The sequence below is a fragment of the Lentzea aerocolonigenes genome, assembly GCF_000974445.1.
Taxonomy (GTDB): domain Bacteria; phylum Actinomycetota; class Actinomycetes; order Mycobacteriales; family Pseudonocardiaceae; genus Lentzea; species Lentzea aerocolonigenes.
The window spans coordinates 411203-428179 of the sequence record NZ_BBOJ01000003.1 but is presented as its reverse complement, the minus strand read 5'-3'; the positions used below and the strand labels follow the sequence as shown (position 1 = coordinate 428179).

The 16977-nt window shown below is 71.6% G+C and carries 15 protein-coding genes; 4 read left to right on the top strand and 11 right to left on the bottom strand.

The window, feature by feature from the left end; translation table 11 throughout:
* Positions 1–11: 11 nt before the first annotated feature.
* Genes AOM45_RS07940 through AOM45_RS07925 form a run of 4 tightly spaced genes read right to left on the bottom strand, consistent with a single transcriptional unit; the run spans position 12 to position 4100 of the window.
* Complete coding sequence (locus AOM45_RS07940) at positions 12–1019, bottom strand: dipeptide epimerase (RefSeq protein ID WP_030467101.1); 1008 nt, start codon at positions 1017–1019, stop codon at positions 12–14.
* A complete protein-coding gene (locus AOM45_RS07935) occupies positions 1016–2071 on the bottom strand; it encodes a PLP-dependent cysteine synthase family protein (protein ID WP_030467100.1) in 1056 nt (351 codons plus the stop codon). The genes AOM45_RS07940 and AOM45_RS07935 overlap by 4 nt, the downstream gene beginning before the upstream one ends.
* Positions 2071–2853: a Rossmann-like domain-containing protein gene (locus AOM45_RS07930; protein WP_030467099.1), complete on the bottom strand. Its 783-nt coding sequence runs from the start codon at positions 2851–2853 to the stop codon at positions 2071–2073. Before AOM45_RS07930 ends, AOM45_RS07935 begins: the two co-directional genes overlap by 1 nt.
* Complete coding sequence (locus tag AOM45_RS07925; RefSeq protein WP_030467098.1) at positions 2850–4100, bottom strand: ATP-grasp domain-containing protein; 1251 nt, start codon at positions 4098–4100, stop codon at positions 2850–2852. The genes AOM45_RS07930 and AOM45_RS07925 overlap by 4 nt, the downstream gene beginning before the upstream one ends.
* A gap of 200 nt (positions 4101–4300) precedes the next feature.
* Between AOM45_RS07925 and AOM45_RS07920 the strand changes: the two genes are divergently transcribed.
* Together AOM45_RS07920 and AOM45_RS07915 are read left to right on the top strand one after the other, a co-directional pair.
* Entirely contained in the window at positions 4301–4600 is a 300-nt protein-coding gene (locus AOM45_RS07920; protein ID WP_030467097.1) for a hypothetical protein, read from the top strand.
* Positions 4601–4687: 87 nt separating this feature from the next.
* Complete coding sequence (locus AOM45_RS07915) at positions 4688–5206, top strand: hypothetical protein (RefSeq protein ID WP_030467096.1); 519 nt, start codon at positions 4688–4690, stop codon at positions 5204–5206.
* Here AOM45_RS07915 and AOM45_RS07910 read toward each other — a convergent pair.
* Positions 5173–7899, bottom strand: a complete 2727-nt coding sequence (locus AOM45_RS07910) for an AfsR/SARP family transcriptional regulator (protein WP_051783133.1) — start codon at positions 7897–7899, stop codon at positions 5173–5175. The two genes, AOM45_RS07915 and AOM45_RS07910, sit on opposite strands and share 34 nt — an antisense overlap.
* A gap of 104 nt (positions 7900–8003) precedes the next feature.
* Here AOM45_RS07910 and AOM45_RS07905 point away from each other — a divergent pair, with 104 nt between their 5' ends.
* Positions 8004–9176 (top strand): winged helix DNA-binding domain-containing protein, encoded by a 1173-nt coding sequence (locus AOM45_RS07905; RefSeq protein ID WP_063757010.1) that lies wholly within the window; start codon positions 8004–8006, stop codon positions 9174–9176.
* A 21-nt stretch (positions 9177–9197) separates the two neighbouring features.
* A complete protein-coding gene (locus AOM45_RS07900) occupies positions 9198–9674 on the top strand; it encodes a carboxymuconolactone decarboxylase family protein (protein ID WP_030467094.1) in 477 nt (158 codons plus the stop codon).
* Here AOM45_RS07900 and AOM45_RS07895 read toward each other — a convergent pair.
* From AOM45_RS07895 to pabB, 6 genes are read right to left on the bottom strand one after another with little or no spacing between them, the layout of a single operon-like run.
* Positions 9669–10412: an aminotransferase class IV gene (locus tag AOM45_RS07895; protein WP_051783131.1), complete on the bottom strand. Its 744-nt coding sequence runs from the start codon at positions 10410–10412 to the stop codon at positions 9669–9671. The genes AOM45_RS07900 and AOM45_RS07895 overlap by 6 nt on opposite strands.
* Complete coding sequence (locus AOM45_RS07890) at positions 10412–11611, bottom strand: FAD-dependent monooxygenase (RefSeq protein ID WP_030467092.1); 1200 nt, start codon at positions 11609–11611, stop codon at positions 10412–10414. The genes AOM45_RS07895 and AOM45_RS07890 overlap by 1 nt, the downstream gene beginning before the upstream one ends.
* Positions 11604–13178 carry a class I adenylate-forming enzyme family protein gene (locus AOM45_RS07885; protein ID WP_035909826.1) on the bottom strand — a complete coding sequence of 525 codons (1575 nt, stop codon included), beginning with the start codon at positions 13176–13178 and terminating at the stop codon, positions 11604–11606. The genes AOM45_RS07890 and AOM45_RS07885 overlap by 8 nt, the downstream gene beginning before the upstream one ends.
* Positions 13179–13196: 18 nt before the next feature.
* Positions 13197–14660, bottom strand: coding sequence for an AMP-binding protein (locus tag AOM45_RS07880; RefSeq protein WP_035909823.1), 1464 nt, complete (start codon positions 14658–14660; stop codon positions 13197–13199).
* Entirely contained in the window at positions 14657–14779 is a 123-nt protein-coding gene (locus AOM45_RS53440) for a hypothetical protein (RefSeq protein WP_269083632.1), read from the bottom strand. Before AOM45_RS53440 ends, AOM45_RS07880 begins: the two co-directional genes overlap by 4 nt.
* Positions 14779–16965, bottom strand: coding sequence for an aminodeoxychorismate synthase component I (gene pabB, locus AOM45_RS07875; RefSeq protein ID WP_063757009.1), 2187 nt, complete (start codon positions 16963–16965; stop codon positions 14779–14781). The genes AOM45_RS53440 and pabB overlap by 1 nt, the downstream gene beginning before the upstream one ends.
* Between the last annotated feature and the right edge of the window lie 12 nt (positions 16966–16977).

Below are 16977 nucleotides of genomic sequence, written 5' to 3'. Positions count from 1 at the left end.
CGCGAAGCCGATCATCGCCGCACCACCCCGAGCCCCGGCGCCCCGGCCAGCCGCAGCGTGCCGTCCTCCCCGCCGATCCCCGTCCACGGGTCGTGCGCCAGCAACAGGTGCCCGTCCAGGTCGACCCACCGCGCATGCCCCGCCAGGTGAACGGCGGGCGCGATCCCCAGCGAACTGGCGACCAGGCAGCCGAGCATCACGTCCAGCCCGCCCTCGCGCGCGGCCGACACGATCTCCAGCGCCGGGCGCAGGCCGCCGCACTTGGCGAGCTTGACGTTCACGCCGTCCACCGCGCCCGCCAGCCTCCGCACGTCGGCGACCGTGGCGGCGTCCTCGTCGGCGACCAGCGGTGCCGGACAACGCTCCCGAACCCACGCCAGCGCATCTGGATCACCGGGTGGGATCGGTTGCTCCACCGCGTCCAGCACGACACCAGCGGCGGTGATCTTCTCGACCACGCGCACCGTCTCGTCCGGGCTCCAGCCACCGTTGGGGTCGAGGATCAGGCGTGCGTCGGGCGCGGCGGCTCGCACCGCGGTCACGGTGGCGACATCGCGTTCCGGATCCGCTCCGGCCTTGAGCTTCAGCACGGAGAACCCGCGCTCGACCAGCTCCGAGGCCAATGCCGCGGGGTCGTCCGTGATGCCGATCGTGTAAGCCGTCGGGACGTCCTGCCAGCGCTCGACACCTACGAGCGCGTGCACCGGAACAGCACGACGCAACCCGAGCAGGTCGTGCAGAGCCGCGTCCACCGCCGCCCGCACTCCCGCCGGGATGGTGTCGTCCGCGTGCAGAACGTCGAGTGCGGCCTCCGGTGCGTCCAGGGAAAGACTGTCCAAACAGGACGTGATCGCGTCCACCGAGAGGCCGTAGTACGTGCTCGTCACCACCTCGCCGTGGCCGCGCAGTCCGTCGTGCTCGAGAACGACCCGCACGGCGTCCCGGCGGGACATCACCGACCTGGAGATGCGCAGCGGCGTGGCCAGGTCGAGGCCGTAGACCTCCCAGGTGAGGTTCACGCGAGCACCGCCGCGCGAGGCGCGACGACCGACCGGGTCCGCGTCCAGCCCGTCGCCTCGACGTGGTGCGGGTCGCCGATCTCCACCGGACGGTCCGACGCCGTGCCGAGCAGGCCGCGGGCGTGGCAGAACTCGTCGTCGAAGATCGTGCCGAGGTAGCGGTGCGCGCCGTCGGGGAAGATCGTCGCGACCACGGCTCCCGGCTCGACCCTGGCGGCCCAGGCGGCGACCAGTGCGACCGCGCCGGTGCTCCAGCCGCCGGTGACGAAGGCGTCGCGGGCCAGTCTGCGGCAGGCGTCGACCACCTCGACCGGGCCCAGCCAGTGCACCTCGTCGAACTCGGCGTAGGCGACGTTGCGTGGGTGGATGCTGCTGCCCAGTCCTCGCATCACCCTGGTCCGCGCGGGCTGGCCGAAGATCGTCGAACCGATCGTGTCCACGCCGATCAGCCGCACGCCGGGCCAGTACCGCCGCAGCTCCCGGACGACGCCCGCGCTGTGCCCGCCGGTGCCGACGCTGCACACCAGCACGTCGACGGGGTCCAGCTGCTCCACCAGTTCCCTGGCGAGCCCGGCGTAGCCCCTGGGGTTGTCCGGGTTGTTGTACTGGTCGGGCCAGTACGCGTCGGGGAACTCGCGCAGCACCGCCTGGAGCCGGTCCAGCCTCGCCTGCTGCCAGCCGCCCACCGGGTGCGGCCGGTCCACGACCTCCAACCTGGCTCCGTGCGCGCGCAGCAGGGCACGCATCGACGGCTCCAGTTCGCTGTCCACCACCAGCACGACCGGGTGGCCGAAGACCTGACCGGCGAACGCGAGTCCGACGCCGAGCGTGCCGCTGGTCGACTCCACGACCACCGCGCCGGGCCGCAGCTCGCCGCGTTCCCGTGCGGCGCGCAGCATCGACACGGCGGGCCGGGCCTTCATGCCGCCAGCGCTCAGACATTCCAGCTTGGCCCAGAAACCACCGTGCCGGTGCGGCAGCGGCGTTTCTATGCGGGCGACTGGGCTCTGACCCAGGAGACCGAGCAGGTGCCGGTTCTGGCGGGGGATCATCACGACGGACGCTCCGTGTAGTGGTGGATCGTCGTCGGACCGCCGTCGAGCCAGAAGAACGGATACGGCTCAGCGGACACGGCACGCACGCCGCTGCCGATGAACCACGGCAGGATCGCGCAAGCCGTCTGCGCGAACATCACCATCGGCTTGCCGGCCGCGAGCAACGGTTCGAACGTGCCGTTGCCGACCGTCATGCCTGAGGCCAGCACGAGGTTGCACGCGTCGAGCGCGCTCTCTGCGTCCGTGGCGATCGGTTCGTCCCACTCGGTCCGGCCGCCCTTGAGATCACACGGCACGTACGTGACGCCTCGCGCGCGCAGGTGGTGCAGCAACGAGTTGACGACGCCCACCACCAACACACGGTCACCCGGTGCGGGGTCCAGCAGGTCGATCACGGCTTCCGCACGCGCCATCGACTTCGCCAGTGAACTACCGGGGCCGACGGTGATGGACTTGGTGGCGCACAAGTGATGCGGACGCACGTGCGTGAGGTACGCGTCCAACACGGCGGTCCGGATGGCAGGGTTCGAGTGATCGAGCAGGTCGAGCACCGATGCGCCGACACAGCTGTGCACCTCACCTTCGGTGATGTCCTCCACCGCGCAGGAACCGACCGCCTCCTCCACACGGAGGCTCACGACCGTGTTGCGGTAGGACTGCCCACGGGTGGCGTGCCGGGCGCCCTGCCTGGTCGTGAACCCGACGCTCACCGGACATCCGGCCGGATCGAGCCCGAGCCCGCCACCGCGGACGAGCTCGACGAGGTCTGCGAGCGTCACTCGGACTCCTCGGCGTAGTCGACGGACAGACCACCGACGAGCTGCTCGGCCCGCGCACGCGCGCCGAGACCGGCCGGGTCGGTCACCACGACGTGCCCGAGGTAGCTGTTGTTGCTGGTCGGATCTCCCGCCCTGTGGCCGGGTTGTTTGACCGCCCACTCCACGACGCCCTCGGTGACGGCGAGCTTCTCCGCGCCGCGGATGGACGCCACCTGGCCGGAGCGCGGCGGCAGCAGGAAGGAGATCGCGGCACTGCGCACCCCGGTGTCCGCCGGGCGCAGGTCGGGCCGTTCACCGACGGCCAGCTGGGCGTACGCGGCGGGCAGGTCGATGCCGGTGACGCGCCGGACGAGCTCGGTGATCTGGTTGCCGGCGGGGCGCGGGTTGACCTCGACGAGCTTCGGGCCCTCCGGCGTCAGCTTGACCTCGGTGTGCGCGACACCCCGGTCCAGGCCCAACGCCTCGATCGCGGCGACGGCGACCGCCTCGGCCGCGGCGGTGTCCAGGTCGGCGGGGAACATGTGGCCGCTCTCGACGAACCACGGCTCGCCCGCGACGCTCTTGTCGGTGACGCCGACGACGTGCGTCGCACCGTCCACCGTGACGGTCTCCACGCTCACCTCGGGGCCGGTCAGCAGTTCCTCCAGCAGCACGGCAGGCACCCTCGGCTGGTTGCGGGCGTTGACCGGGAACGCCTCGATCGCGGCGAACGCCTCGCGCAGCTCTGCTTCATCGGTCACCTTGCGCACGTACATCCCGGCGCACAGGTCGACCGGCTTGACCACCAGCGGGTAGCCAAGCTCGGCGGCGGCCTTGGCGAGCGCGGGCCAGTCCTCGGCGAGGGCGAAACGAGGACCCGGCACCCCGGCCTCGTGCAGGGCGGTGCGGGTGAGGTCCTTGCGGCAGGCCCGTTCCACGGCGAGCGGATCAGGACCGGGCAGGCCGAGGTGGGCCGCGACCCGCGCGGTCGTCGGGAGGTAGTAGTCGCACGAGGAGATCACGCCGTCGAAGCGCAGGACCGCGTGCAGGCGCTCGACGTGGCCGAGCAGGGCGCTCACGTCGTTGGTCTCCGCGGTGAGCACGTTCTCCGCCGCGAGCAACGGGTGCGGCTGCGCGGGCGCGGCGCGCAGGTAGTGGTGCAGATCGCGGGTCATGAAGGTGAAGCGGTGCCCTGACTCGTTGATCGCCCTGGGCAGCAGCGAGCTCATCGCGCCGACCCAGCTCTCGATCATCAACAGGTGAGCCACGTGTCCTCCTCGTCGGCCGCGACACCCGCGGCGGATTGAGGAACATGGTAATCATTGTCGATTGCGAAGATCCACCGCCTCCCCGTTGAGGGGGTCGATCGGGTGAGCGTTCGGCGTGCGCCGTTCATGCGCATGGCCTAATACTTTGCTGCGTTCGGTGACCGCTCAGGTCGTCCGAGTGACAGGCGAAAGGCAGGCTCATGACCACGGCACACCTGGAACACTCCGATCACGGCCACGCGCACGGCGAGGGGTGCGGCCACGTCTCGGTCCCGCACGGTGACCACGTCGACTACGTGCACGACGGTCACCTGCACCGGGCCCACGACGGGCACTTCGACGAGTGCGAGCCGGGCGACGACCACCGCCCGCACTCCGATCACGGGCACGCGCACGGCGAGGGGTGCGGGCACGTGTCGGTCCCGCACGGCGACCACGTCGACTACGTGCACGACGGCCACCGCCACGCCGTCCACGAGGAGCACTACGACGAGCACTGACGCCATGTATTGACCGTGTATCGGCCGTGGATGACGCCCCTACAGGCTGCGTGAGCAACACAGCAGTCATGTGAAAAGGGGATGTTCATGCGGTTCACCAAAGTGACGGCCGCGGTCGTCGGCCTGCTGGGCGCGGCTCTCATCAGCACCGCCGGGCAGGCGGGCGCCACCGCCGGGGACGCCTACGTCACCGGCGTCGAGGTCGCGGCTCCGTGGCTGGAGGACACCGCCACCGCGCCGTCGGTCGACAGCGAGATCGGCATCCAGCAGACCGCGGCCGGCGCGATCAAGTGGATGTCCGACCGCCGCGGCAGCACCGCGTACGAGGGGTACTGCGAGCGGGCCGTGCGCCTCGCGTGGAGCCGCAGCACGCACCACGCGTCGGCCATCGCGCACTGGAGGTCCTCGGACGGCGCCCGGCACACCACCGGCACGCCGCCCAAGGGTGCGTTCGTCTTCTGGAACACCAGCCAGTACGGGCACGTGGGCATCGCCGACGGCAACGGCGGCTTCTGGTCGACCAGCGTCGGCGGCAAGATCGGGCACGGCAGCTCGGTGAGCTACTTCCGCAACTACCTCGGCTGGAAGCCCGGCAACAGCAACTGATCGAGCGACCCCGCCGCGCGCGCCAACGTGCGCAGCGCGGCGGGTTCGCCTTCCCTGTTGCCCGTGCGGCGGTACGTCTCCAACGCCTGCTGCACCAGGTCGTGCGCCGCTTGCGGATGGCCGTTCGACAGCAGCGCCTCGGCCAGCTCGACCTGGGCGAACGCCGTGCACCGCTCGTCGGTGAGGTCCATCAGGATCGCGACGGCCCGGCGGGCGCTGACCAGCTCCTCCTCGTGCTCGCCGGTGCTGCGGTACAGCGCCGAGAGCCGGACCAGCACGAGCGCTTCCCGGTGCGCGTCACCGAGATCGGCGGCGAGCTGCCGGGCGTCGGTGAGCCAGCTCCGCGCTTCCTCCGGTGAGCCGAGTGCGCCGAAAACGGCACCGATCGACGCCCGCACGTGCGCGACGGAGTGCAGGTCGCCCGCGGACTCCAGGAGTCGCAACGCCTCGACGTAGCAGTCCATCGAGCGCTCGTACTCCGCCCGCAGCCGGTGGATCACGCCCAGGCCCGCGACCGCGGTGCCCTCGCCGCGCTCGTCTCCGACCGAGCGGTAGAGTTCTTGTGCCGCAAGCATCCCCCGTTCGGCGTCGGAGAACTCGTTGCGGTAGATGTGCACCTGGGCGAGGCCGCGCAGCAACGCCGCCTCTCCCGCCCGGTTGCCCGCCGCGCGAACGCACTGCAACGCCCGCGTGTGCGTGCGGGCCCAGTCCTCGTAGTGGCTGTGCAGGTCGAAGAACGGCACGCAGGCCGCCGCGAGCTGCCACGCCAGCTCGTCGAGCCCCGCGGCCGCCGCGACGTCGACCGCCCCGCACAACGTCCGCCGTTCCGCCTCGAACCACGCGACCGGGTCGGCCAGCAGGTGTTCCGGCGCGCGCACCGGGTCGACCGCGGCGATCGTCGTGCCGAACGTGACCGGCAACCGGTTCGCCGCCGTGACCGCCAGCCACAGCCACGCGCGCAACGTCCGTTCGAGCGCGTCGGGCAACGAGCCGGCGAGCTCCAGCGCGTGGCAGCGCAACAGGTCGTGCAGCCGGTACCGCGGCTGACCGATGCCGTCGGCGCCGCAGGACTCGAGCAGGTTGGCGTCGGCCAGCCCGTCGAGGAGGTGATCGCTGCCAGGCTCGTCGAGCAACGTCTCGACCACCCAGCCGGGGAAGTCGTGCGGTCCCAGCAACGACAGCCGCACGAACGCGGCGAACTCCTGCGCGGTCAACTGCCGGACGCTCAGGTCGAAGCTCGCCCGCACCGCCAGCTCGCCGGAGCTCAGCTCGCGCAACCGCGTCGACTCGTCCACCAGCCGTTCCCGCAGGACCTGCATCGACCACCCGCTGCGGCCGGCCAGCCGCGCACCCGCCACCCGGATCGCGAGCGGGAGGTGCCCGCAGGCCAGGGCGATCGCCGCGGCCTCGTCCGGCTGGGCGTTGACTCTGTCCTCACCCGCGATGCCGGCGAGCAGCTCGACGGCCTCCCCGGCCTCGAACGGGTGCAGCTCCACCTGGACCGCGCCGGGCAGCTCGGACAGCCTGCGCCTGCTCGTCACCAGGACCGCGCAGCCGGAGTCGGCAGGCAGCAGCGGCACGACCTGGCTCACCGAGGCGGCGTCGTCGAGCACCACCAGCACCCGCCGCCCGGCCAGGCGGGAGCGGTAGAGCGCGGCACGGGCCGTGAGCTGCGAGGGCAGGCCGGCGCCGGTGATCCCGAAGGCGTGCAACAGTTCCGTGAGCACGTCGCTCGCGTCGCGCGGGTGCTCGGACGTTCCGCCGAGGTCGACGTACAGCTGACCGTCCGGGAAGTGGTCACCGACCTGGTGCGCCACCCGGATCGCGAGCGTCGACTTGCCGACACCGGGAGCGCCGGTCACGCCCGCGACCGGCGCGGACACCGAGCCGCGCCGCAACGCCGCCATCAGCGTCTCGACCTCCTGCGCACGTCCGCAGAAATCGGACACCGACGGTGGCAGCTGGCGGATCGGCGCGCCCGCCGGCTCGTCCCGCAGCACCGCGAGCTGGGCTTCCCGCAACGCCGGTCCCGGCTCCAGGCCGAGCTCGCCGGCCAGCCGTTCGCGCATGTCCGCGTACACCTGCAGCGCCTCGGCTCGCCTGTTCTCCTGCTGCAACGCGACCACGAGCTGCCCGCACACGCTCTCCCGGTACGGGTGCTCCGCCAGCAACGCGCGCAGCTGCGGGATCGCGGCGGCACCCTCGCCCTGTGCCACCTGCAACGCGAGCCGTTGCTCCGTCGCGGCCAGCCGGGCCTCCTCGAGCCGGGCGATCGCGGGCGCCCACGCGTCGTGGTCGGGCAGGTCTTCCAACGGCCGTCCGCGCCAGAGGGATTCGGCCTGCCGCAACAACTCCAGCGCGGCATCAGGCCTGCGGCGCGCGTCGGCGACGACCTCGTCGAACAGCAACGCGTCGAGCTCCTGCGGCGTCACGGCCAGCACGTAGCACGTGCCGTGGGTGCGCAGGCGTTCGTCGAGCAGTTGTCGCAGCTGCCAGACGTACGTGCGGACGTTCGACACCACCGACCGCGGCCGGGACACCGGCCAGAGCGCCTCGACCAGCCCGTCGAGCGAGACGCCGGTGTTCGCGTGCAGCGCGAGGTGCGCGAGCAGGCTGCGCTGCTTGACGCCGCCCAGGCTCACCGCGCGGCCGTCCCGCCAGACCTCGAGCGGCCCCAGCACCCGCACGCTCACTCCGCCGATGGCTCCTCCGATCCTCGCGCACCGCCGCCGGAGGATAGTGGTGGCGCCGCCGCCGTCGAGCGGATTCGCGGAAATCCTGTGGAAGGATCGACGGCATGAACGCGGCACCGACGCGGCTGAGCACCCGCGTTCTCAACCGGGCCCTGCTGTCGCGGCAGCACCTGCTGGACAGACGAGATCTGCCCGAACGGGACGTGGTCGAGCACCTGGTGGGCCTGCACGCGCAGATCCCCGTCGGGCCGTACGTCGCGCTGTGGTCGCGGCTGGAGTCGTACCGGCCGGAACCACTGTCCACAATGGTCACCGAACGCGAGCTGGTGCGCACCGCGCTGATGAGGTCGACGATCCACCTCGTGACCGCGCGGGACTGCCTGACGCTGCGCCCGCTGGTGCAGCCGGTGCTCGACCGGGACCTCTACCAGAACTCCAGCCACAAGAAGGTCGTCCAGGGCCTCGACCTGGACGCCGTGGTCGAGCACGGCCTCGCACTGCTCGACGAACGGCCGCGCACACCGAGCGAGCTCGGCAAGGCGTTGCACGAGCGCTGGCCGGACCACAAACCCGACACCCTCGCCTACGCGGTGCGCAACCTGGCGCCGCTGGTGCAGATCCCGCCGCGCGGCACGTGGGGCGGCACCGGTCGCACCACCCACGCGGCCGCGCGGACGTGGCTCGGCCGGCCGCTCGATCCGGCGCCGTCGGTGGAACGGATGATCCTGCGGTACCTGGCTGCCTTCGGGCCGGCGAGCGCGGCCGACGTGCAGGCGTGGTGCGGGTTGACCAGGCTGAGCGAGATCTTCGACCGGATGCGGCCGCGGCTGCGCACGTACCTGGACGAGAGCGGGAAAGAGCTGTTCGACGTGCCGGAGGTCGAGCTGCCGGATCCGGACGTCCCGGCGCCGCCGAGGTTCCTGCCCGAGTTCGACAACGTCTTCCTCTCCCACGCTGAACGGGACCGGATCATCCCGGAGGGCCGGTCGTTCGCGGAGTGGTCACGCGAACACGGCCTGCTCATGACCGCTCGGGGCGGTGTGCTGCGCGGGAACCTGCTGATCGACGGACTGCTGCACGGAATCTGGCGGCTGGACAAGAACAAGGACGGCCACACGCTCGTCGTCGAACCGTTCACCGACATGTCCGCGGTGGACCAGGAGGCGCTGGAGGCGGAAGGACGCGAGCTGCTGACGTTCCTTCTGGGCAGCACTCGGAGCGCTGTGTCCACAGTGGAAACAACGAAGAATTCTCTTGTGCGGCAAGGAAAAGCGTGAAAACTCCGCTAGAGTTGAGGCATGTCGACCATCACGAGTGAGCCGCGGGTCAACCTGAAGTCGGTCACCCCGGACGTGTCCGCAGGGATGCGGGCGCTGCACCTCGCGGCCGCGGGCAACGCGGCTCGCGCCGGACTGCCCGACCCCCTGCTCGAACTGCTGCGCCTGCGCGTCTCCCAGATCAACGGGTGCGAGTTCTGCATAGACCTCCACGCCCGTGACGCGAGGACCGGTGGCGAGGCGCCGCAACGGCTCGACGCGCTGTTCGCCTGGAAGACGTCCACGCTGTTCGACGCGCGGGAGAAGTCCGCGCTCGCGCTGGCCGAGGCGATCACCCTGGTGCACGACGGCCGGGTGCCGGACGAGGTGTACCGGGCCGCCGCCACCGAGTTCGGCGACGAGGGCGTGGCCGCGCTGATCTGGGTCTGCACCGTCATCAACGCCTACAACCGCATCGCGATCAGCACCCGCATGGTGCCCCCGAACTCCCAGTCATAGCCCGCTCGGGGGCGGGTCCAGCGGTGTGCGCAGCCGTTCGACCCGCTCCCGCCAGGACGTGAAGCGCGTGCCACTGCCGGGAGCCGCGTCGCAGCCGATCAGCTCGCTCACCAGTCGGATGCCGTGCAGCGCGTTGAGCAGCCACACCTCCCGGCCGGCCAGCTCGTCGACGTGACGTGCGCGCCTCGCCGTCCGGACTTCGAGCGAGGCAGCCAGGTCCAGCACGAGTCCGGCGGTCGTTCCCGGCAGCGCCGGAATCTCCTCGGGTGGTGAGCACAGGACGTCGTCCTCCCACCACAGCACCGACGAGCTCGCGGCTTCGACGACGACACCGTCCGCCGTGCGCAGCAACGCCTCCTGGGCGCCGTGCTTCTCCGCCTCGGCCCGCAGCGCGGTGAGCGACTGGAGATCCGGTCCTTTGCGAGCGGGACTGCGCCGGTGGTCGGGCACGTCCGGCACCCACACGCGCACGTGCTCGCCGCGCGGGGGTGCCGGGCGGATCCGCAGCCGCAACGTCGCCGGGTCGCCCGCGAGCTCCACCCGCGGGAACCACGCGCCGGTGCGCGGCAGGACGGAGATCGTCTCGCGCCAGAACCCGTCGAGCTGCTCGGGCGTGACGGCACCGATCTCCAGGCACGATCGGGTGAACCTGCGGACGTGCCGGTCCAGCGACCGCACCGATCCGTCCAGCACGAGCCAGGAGTCGGCCACCAGCAGGGGAGTGTCCTCGGTCGTCATCAGTGCCTCGCCAGTGCCGCGCGCGGTCCGTAGGGGGCGTGTTCCAGCCACTCGCCGAGTCGTGGCACCACCGGCGCCAGCGAGGCCGCCGCCCTGCGCCGCAACCGGGCCGCCGTGCTGGGAGGCCTCAGGTGCCGCAGGGCCGCGCCGGCGGCGGCGCTGTTGACCTCCGCCGCCTCCCGCCTCGACGTGGCGAACGCCGTGACGGTCTCGGCGTTGGCCGTCGGGAACATGCGGCCGGTCGCGATCGCCTCCGCCGCGGCGTGTGCGTCGACGAAGCCGCTGTTCATGCCGCGCGCGCCGAACGGCGGGAACAGGTGGGCGGCTTCGCCCGCGAGGAGGATCCGGTGGTGAGGATCGGTGAAGTCGTCGGCGATCAGCTGCAGGAACCGGTAGACCGAGATCGCGGTGATGCGTTCGGGAGCGGTCGGCCCGATCAGCCCGGGCAGCCACCGCCGCACTTCCTCGGGTGAGGCGAAGACGTCGGCCGAGTCGCCGGCGCGGCTCTGCACGTCGACCTGGAAACCCTTGGCGTAGGGCACTACGAGCACGCCGCGGCCGTCCGCGGCCGGGTGCTCGTAGTGCATGATCCGTTCCAGGCTCGGAGCCACGTCCGGCTCGTCGGCGACGTCGACCACGACGTGGAAGCCGTCCGCGGCCGAGCCGTCCAGCGCGGTCCCGGTGCACTTGCGCACGGTCGACCTGGCGCCGTCGGCTCCGACGACGTGGCTGCCCGACCAGGTCGCGCCGTCGGCCGTGGCGACCGTGACGCCACCGGGATGCGTGACGACCTCGGTCACGGGGTGGTTCCACCTCACGTCCACACCCGCTCGTGCGCAGGCGTTCAGCAGTATCCGCTCGGTCTCGCTCTGGCGCAGGCTCGTGAACGGGGGCAGGCCGCGGGCGGGGTCGTGCGGCGGGAACTCCCGCGCGTACACCTCTCTCCCGCGGAACAACGTGCGGCGCACGTTCCAGAGCACGCCCTGGGCCGCCAGCTCCGCTCCGAGTCCTTCGCTGGTGGATTCCAGCAGTGCCAACGACTTCCCGTGGACGTAGAGGGCGCGGCTGCCGGTGCGGTGTCGTTCGGCGGGGTCGGCTTCGAGCAGGACGACGGGGACGTGGTGAGCGCGCAGGGCCAGTGCGGCGAAGAGCCCGACCGGTCCGGCGCCCACCACGATCACCGGGGCCTCGTCAGCCATGAGCCACCGCGCTGTCCCCGGCGGCGATCAGCTGGGCGAGCGCCACCCGCTTGATCTTCCACGTCGACGTCCTCGGCAGGTCGTCGAACGCCCACTGCTGCGGCGTGGCCAAAACAGGCAGGTCGGCCGTCGCGCTTCGCCAGCGCGCCGGGGCCAGCGGTGCGCCGGTGCGGGTGCAGACCACGGGCACCGCCACCCCGTCCGCGCCGGGGACCACGACGACCTCGCGCAGTTCGTCGAGGCGGGACATCAGCACGTCCTCGATGCGGAGGTTGCTGTCCACGTCGTCGATCCGGTCGATCTCGCGGTCGATCAGGTTCAGGCCGCCCCACCAGCTGCGGGTGCCCATGTCGCCCATGCGCCACCAGCTGCCGTTGAGCTGCGCGTCGTAACGGTCCTGGGCGCCCTGGTAGGTGATGATCCGTCCGCGGGTGCGCGCCTCGATGTGCCCGACCGTTCCGCGCGGCACCGGAGCGCCGGAGTCGTCGGTGATCCTGACCTTCGTGAAACCGGGGATGCCGACGCCCACGAGCCGGCCGTTGCGGGCCGCGCCGCGTTCGGTGAACAGGCGCACGGCGACTGGCCCGGTCTCGCTCTGTCCGTAGAGCTGCATGAGGTACTTGCCACGTCGTCGTGACGCGCCGAGCAGCCGTTGCACGGTGCGCGGGTGGATGGCGTCGAACGTGCTGCCGAAGCAACGGACGTTGCGCAGCGGTGCGCCTGGCGCGTCCGCGAGGTCTTCCCACAGCACGAACGTGTTGGGGTGCGTCTCGACGACGCCGGGCTGCCACCGCGCCAGCAACGGGCCGACGGAGGCGGGGTCGTGGTCCACCAGGAGCAGCAGGCGGCTTCCGCCGGACAGGAACGTGCCGAGCGCGTGGTAGAAGCGCGAGTGGACGAACGACATGCAGAACGCCGCGGTCTCCCCGCGCACGGGCAGCGCCATCGCTTTCTGCGGCACCAGCCTGTTCCACAGCGCGCGGGCGCAGTGCACGGCGAGCTTGGGCACGTCGGTGGTGCCGGAGCTGTGCGTGATCATGGCGGGCTCGTCGGGGTGCAGCCGCACGAGCCTGGCGCGCCCGGTCACCTCCAGGCCGTCCAGAGTGACGGCACCGGGGAAGACACCGCTGACGACGATGCGTTTGCCGGTCAGTGCGGCGATGTCGGTGTGCGCGGCCAGGCCGGACAGCGTCGCCTCGTCCGTGACCAGGAACGGCCGGTCGAGCCTGCTGAGCAGGATGCTCGCCGCGGCGGCGTCCAGGCCGGGGGACAGCAGGACGGGGATCGCGCCGATGCGTGACGCGGCACAGCCGAGCAGTGCGATGTCCGCGTTGTCCCGCTTGTGGATCGCGACGTGGCTCGCGGGCCGGACCCCGGCGGTCCACAGCTGGTCGGCCAGCCGGTCCACCAGGTCGGCGAGGGAGCGGTAGGTGTGCTGCAGCCCGGACTCGGGAGCCACGTCCAGGGGACGGTCCAGGACGACGGGCACGGCGCCGTGACGCGACGCGGCCTCGCGGAACATCTGTCCGATGTAGAAACCGCTGCCGGAGAAAAGCTTTTGCTGCACGGGAAGCTCCTTGCTGGGTTACCAGGATCCGGTGCGCACGACGTGCCGGCGCAGCTTGCCTGTGGCGGTCCTCGGGAGTTTCTGGACGAGCCGAACGGTGCGCGGAACCTTGAACGAGGGGAGGTGGGACCGGGTCCAGGTGATGAGCTCGTCCTCCAGCCCCGGGGTGGTGTGCGCGGGCACCACGAACGCCCGCAGACGGGACGCGTCGTGGTGGTCGAGCACCGCGGCCACGGCGGCCTCGCGCACCAGCGGATGTGCGGCCAGCACGCGTTCGATCTCCAAGGGGGACAACGAGATCCCGCCGACCATCTCCATGTCGTCGGTGCGGCCGAGGTGGGTGAGCGTGCCGTCGTCGTTGTGACGGACGCGGTCGTGGGTCGTCAGCCAGCCGTCGACGAGGGTGGTTCTGGTGAGCTCCGGCTGGTTGAGGTAGCGGGAGAACAGCGTCGGACCGCGCACCCACAGCTCGCCGTCCTCGGCCGGGAAGCCCTGTTCGTCTCGCACCTGCACCTCCCAGCCGGGCACGGGACGGCCGAGCGTGCCGGGGACGTTGTCGCCGATCCTGTTGGCGCAGAAGGCGTGTCCGGCCTCGGTGGAACCGATCTGCTCGAGCGTCTCGACGCCCAGCTCGTCACGCAGGCGTGCGCCGAGGGACTCCGGCAGCGGTTCGCCTGCCGAGATGGCGGCCCGCAGGGACCTCAGCGCGTCGCGGCCGTCGGCGGACACCAGTGCCGCGTAGGAGGAGGGCACGGAGTACAGCAGGTTCACCCGATGCCTGGCCACGAGCCCGGCGATCTCCTCCGCGCCAGGCCGGTGCGGGGTGAGCACTGCGGACGAACCGGAGTGCAGCGGGAACGCCAGCGCGTTGCCGAAACCGTAGGCCCAGAACATCTTCGACACCGACAGCGCGATGTCGCCGATGCCGATGCGCAGGACGTCACGCCCGACCGACGCGCCGTACAGGGCGAGGTCCTTGTGCGCGTGGACCACGCCCTTCGGCTGGCCGGTCGTGCCGGACGTGTACTGCACGTAGAGGGGACTGTCCGGGGTCACGTCGGCGACGGGACCGGCCGAGGTCGTCCAGGCCTGGTCGAGCAGGTGGTCGACGTCGATCCACGTGCCTTCGAAGCGTTGTTCGAGGGCTTCGTCGGTGATGCAGGCCCTGGCGCCGCAGTCGGTCTGGAGGAGCTGGTGATCTGCCTCGGTGAGCTCCGGGTTCACCAGCACGGCCACCGCGCCGAGACGGGTGATCGCGAGGAAGGCGACGACCCACGCGACGCCGTCCGGGGCAGCGAGCAGCACGTGGTCGCCGCGGGCGATGCCGCGGTCGTGCAGGACGCCGGCGGCTCGGGCGGCCAGGTCGTGGATCTGGCCGTGGGTCCAGGTCTCGTCGCCCACCAGGTAGGCGGGACGGGAGGACCAGCCGGCGCGGTCGGCGTGCCGGGAGAGGGCGGCGGAGGCGTTGGACGTTCGGGTCATCTGGACGCCTCCGCCGCCGGGCTGAACGGGGCCGGGTGGTGGCGGCCCGTGTTGCAGGTCCGGTTCATCAGCTGCCCCTGGGCCGTCGTGGCGAGCACCGTTGTGCGGGTCCGGTTCATCAGCCCGCCTCCACCTCTGCGCCGAAGGTGGTGGCGCGGCGACGCCTGCGGTGCCTGCCCCGCCGGTGCAGACGCGGCTCGGCGGACAGCACCGCGGCCGGACGGTGCGCGCCCGAGCTCCAGTACGCCCGCATCGGCGCGGCCAGCTTCAGCAGCATCTCCTGGTACTCGCCGTCCGGATCGGAGTCGAGCACGACCGCCCCGCCCGCGCCGATGCGCACCCGTCCGGACGAGAAGACCGCGGTCCGGATGACGATGCTCAGGTCCGCGGATCCGTTGCAGCTCAAGTAACCCAGCGCGCCGGAGTACACGCCCCTGGCGCTCGGCTCCAGGTCGTCGATGATCTCCATCGTGCGTTCCTTGGGCGCTCCGGTCATCGACCCGCCGGGGAAGCACGCCCGCACCACGTCCAGCGCGTCGAGGCCCGGCTTGAGGTCGCCGCGCACCGTCGACACGAGCTGGTGCACGGTCCGGTAGGTGCGCGTCCCCATCAGTTCCGGCACGTGCACCGTGCCGACCTGGCACACGCGGCCGAGGTCGTTGCGCAGGAGGTCGACGATCATCAGGTTCTCGGCGCGGGTCTTCGGGTCCTCGGCGAGCGCGTCGCGCAGTGCGGCGTCCTGTTCCGGGGTCTGACCGCGGGCGGCGGTGCCCTTGATCGGCTCGGCCTGGACCACGCCGTCGGCGCCGACGCGCAGGAACCGCTCGGGCGAGGAGCTGGCCACGTCCACCTCGCCGAAGCGCAGGTACGCGGAGTACGGCGCGGGATTCACCCGGCGCAGCACGCGGTAGTAGTCCGCGGACTCGCACGTCGCGGGCAGCTCCACGGCGGTGGTCAGGCAGATCTCGTAGCTCTCGCCGGAGCGCAGTTGTTCCTGGCAGGCGACGACGTCCAGGCGGTAGTCCTCCGCCTCGCGCAGCAGCCAGCGCTCGGTGATCTCCACGGCGTCTTCCTCCTCCGGCCACCACCGGACGTGCGGTGCCTCGTGCGCCGACAGCGAGGAGAGGAAGGCGAGCGTCGAGTCGAGCCAGCCCGCGGCCTCGTCACGGGCGCACGGCGTGTCCTCGGCCAGGCACAGCAGGTGTGCCGTCTGCTCCTGGTGGTCGATGACGATCACGCGGTCGGCGAACAGCCAGGCCGCGTCCGGCGTGCTGCTGCGGTGGGCGGCACGACCGCCGAGCGCCGCCTTGAGCTCGTAGCCGAAGTAACCGACCCAGCCGCAGGTGAAGTCGAACGGGAGGTCCGGCTGGGAGTGCGCTCGATCGGCCAGACCGCGCCGCAGGTAGGTGAAGACGTCCTCGCGCAGCCTCATCGCCGGTCGGCCCGCGCGTTCCACCGTCACCACGCCCGCGCGCACGTCGTAGCTGCAGTACTCGGCGAGCGGGCCGGTGTCGTCGCCGAGGTAGGAGAACCGCGCCCCGCGTTCGCCCGCACCGGCGCCGTCCAGCCAGAACGCGCGTTCCGACGCCGAGTGCAGTTCCGTGAAGACCTGCTCGGGATCGACGACCCCGCGGTACACGGCGGTGTGCAACCGGTGACTTGTGGGCTGGACGCGAACTTCGACGTCCGCAGGCTCGCGGGGAGCGCGCACGGTGATCGACGGTCTGGCCTTTTCGGACAGTGCGCGGAAGTTCGCGAGCAGCCGCGTTCCGTGCTCGGTGAGGATCGACTCGGGGTGGAACTGCACTCCCCAGTGCGGCCGCGACCGGTGCCGCAGCCCCATCAGCACGCCGTCCTCCGCCCAGGCCGTGGCCTCCAGGTCCGGCGGCAGGGGTTCGGGCACGTGCAACGAGTGGTAGCGCACCGCCGTGAACCCCTGCGGGATGCCCTCGAACAGGTCACGGCCGTTGTGCGTGACGGCGGTCGGGTGGCCGTGGCGTGCCTGCGGAGCCAGCGCGATCCGTGCGCCCGCCAGGAACCCGAGCCCCTGATGACCCAGGCAGACGCCGAGCACCGGCAGCACGTCCTGGTCCAGGAACCTGATCGACCCGGCGAGGTCCCGGCTCCTGCCCGGCCGTCCGGGGCCGGGGGAGATCACCACGTTGTCCACGTCGTCGAACGACACCCTGCCGAGCGCCGGGTCGTCGTTGCTCAGCACCAGGGGGTCTTCCCCGTTCACGCTCGCGACGAGGTGGAACAGGTTGTAGGTGTACGAGTCGTGGTTGTCGATCAGGAGGGTCCGCACTGAATACGCTCC

Bases quoted from the DNA above. Each gene is read 5' to 3' on its own strand.
- AOM45_RS07890 (WP_030467092.1), bottom strand. From the start codon at position 11,611: ATGGCTGACGAGGCCCCGGTGATCGTGGTGGGCGCCGGACCGGTCGGG.
- AOM45_RS07935 (WP_030467100.1), bottom strand. From the start codon at position 2,071: ATGATCCCCCGCCAGAACCGGCACCTGCTCGGTCTCCTGGGTCAGAGC.
- AOM45_RS53440 (WP_269083632.1), bottom strand. From the start codon at position 14,779: ATGAACCGGACCCGCACAACGGTGCTCGCCACGACGGCCCAGGGGCAG.
- AOM45_RS07905 (WP_063757010.1), top strand. From the start codon at position 8,004: ATGAACGCGGCACCGACGCGGCTGAGCACCCGCGTTCTCAACCGGGCC.
- AOM45_RS07880 (WP_035909823.1), bottom strand. From the start codon at position 14,660: ATGACCCGAACGTCCAACGCCTCCGCCGCCCTCTCCCGGCACGCCGAC.
- AOM45_RS07915 (WP_030467096.1), top strand. From the start codon at position 4,688: ATGCGGTTCACCAAAGTGACGGCCGCGGTCGTCGGCCTGCTGGGCGCG.
- AOM45_RS07920 (WP_030467097.1), top strand. From the start codon at position 4,301: ATGACCACGGCACACCTGGAACACTCCGATCACGGCCACGCGCACGGC.
- AOM45_RS07900 (WP_030467094.1), top strand. From the start codon at position 9,198: ATGTCGACCATCACGAGTGAGCCGCGGGTCAACCTGAAGTCGGTCACC.
- AOM45_RS07895 (WP_051783131.1), bottom strand. From the start codon at position 10,412: ATGACGACCGAGGACACTCCCCTGCTGGTGGCCGACTCCTGGCTCGTG.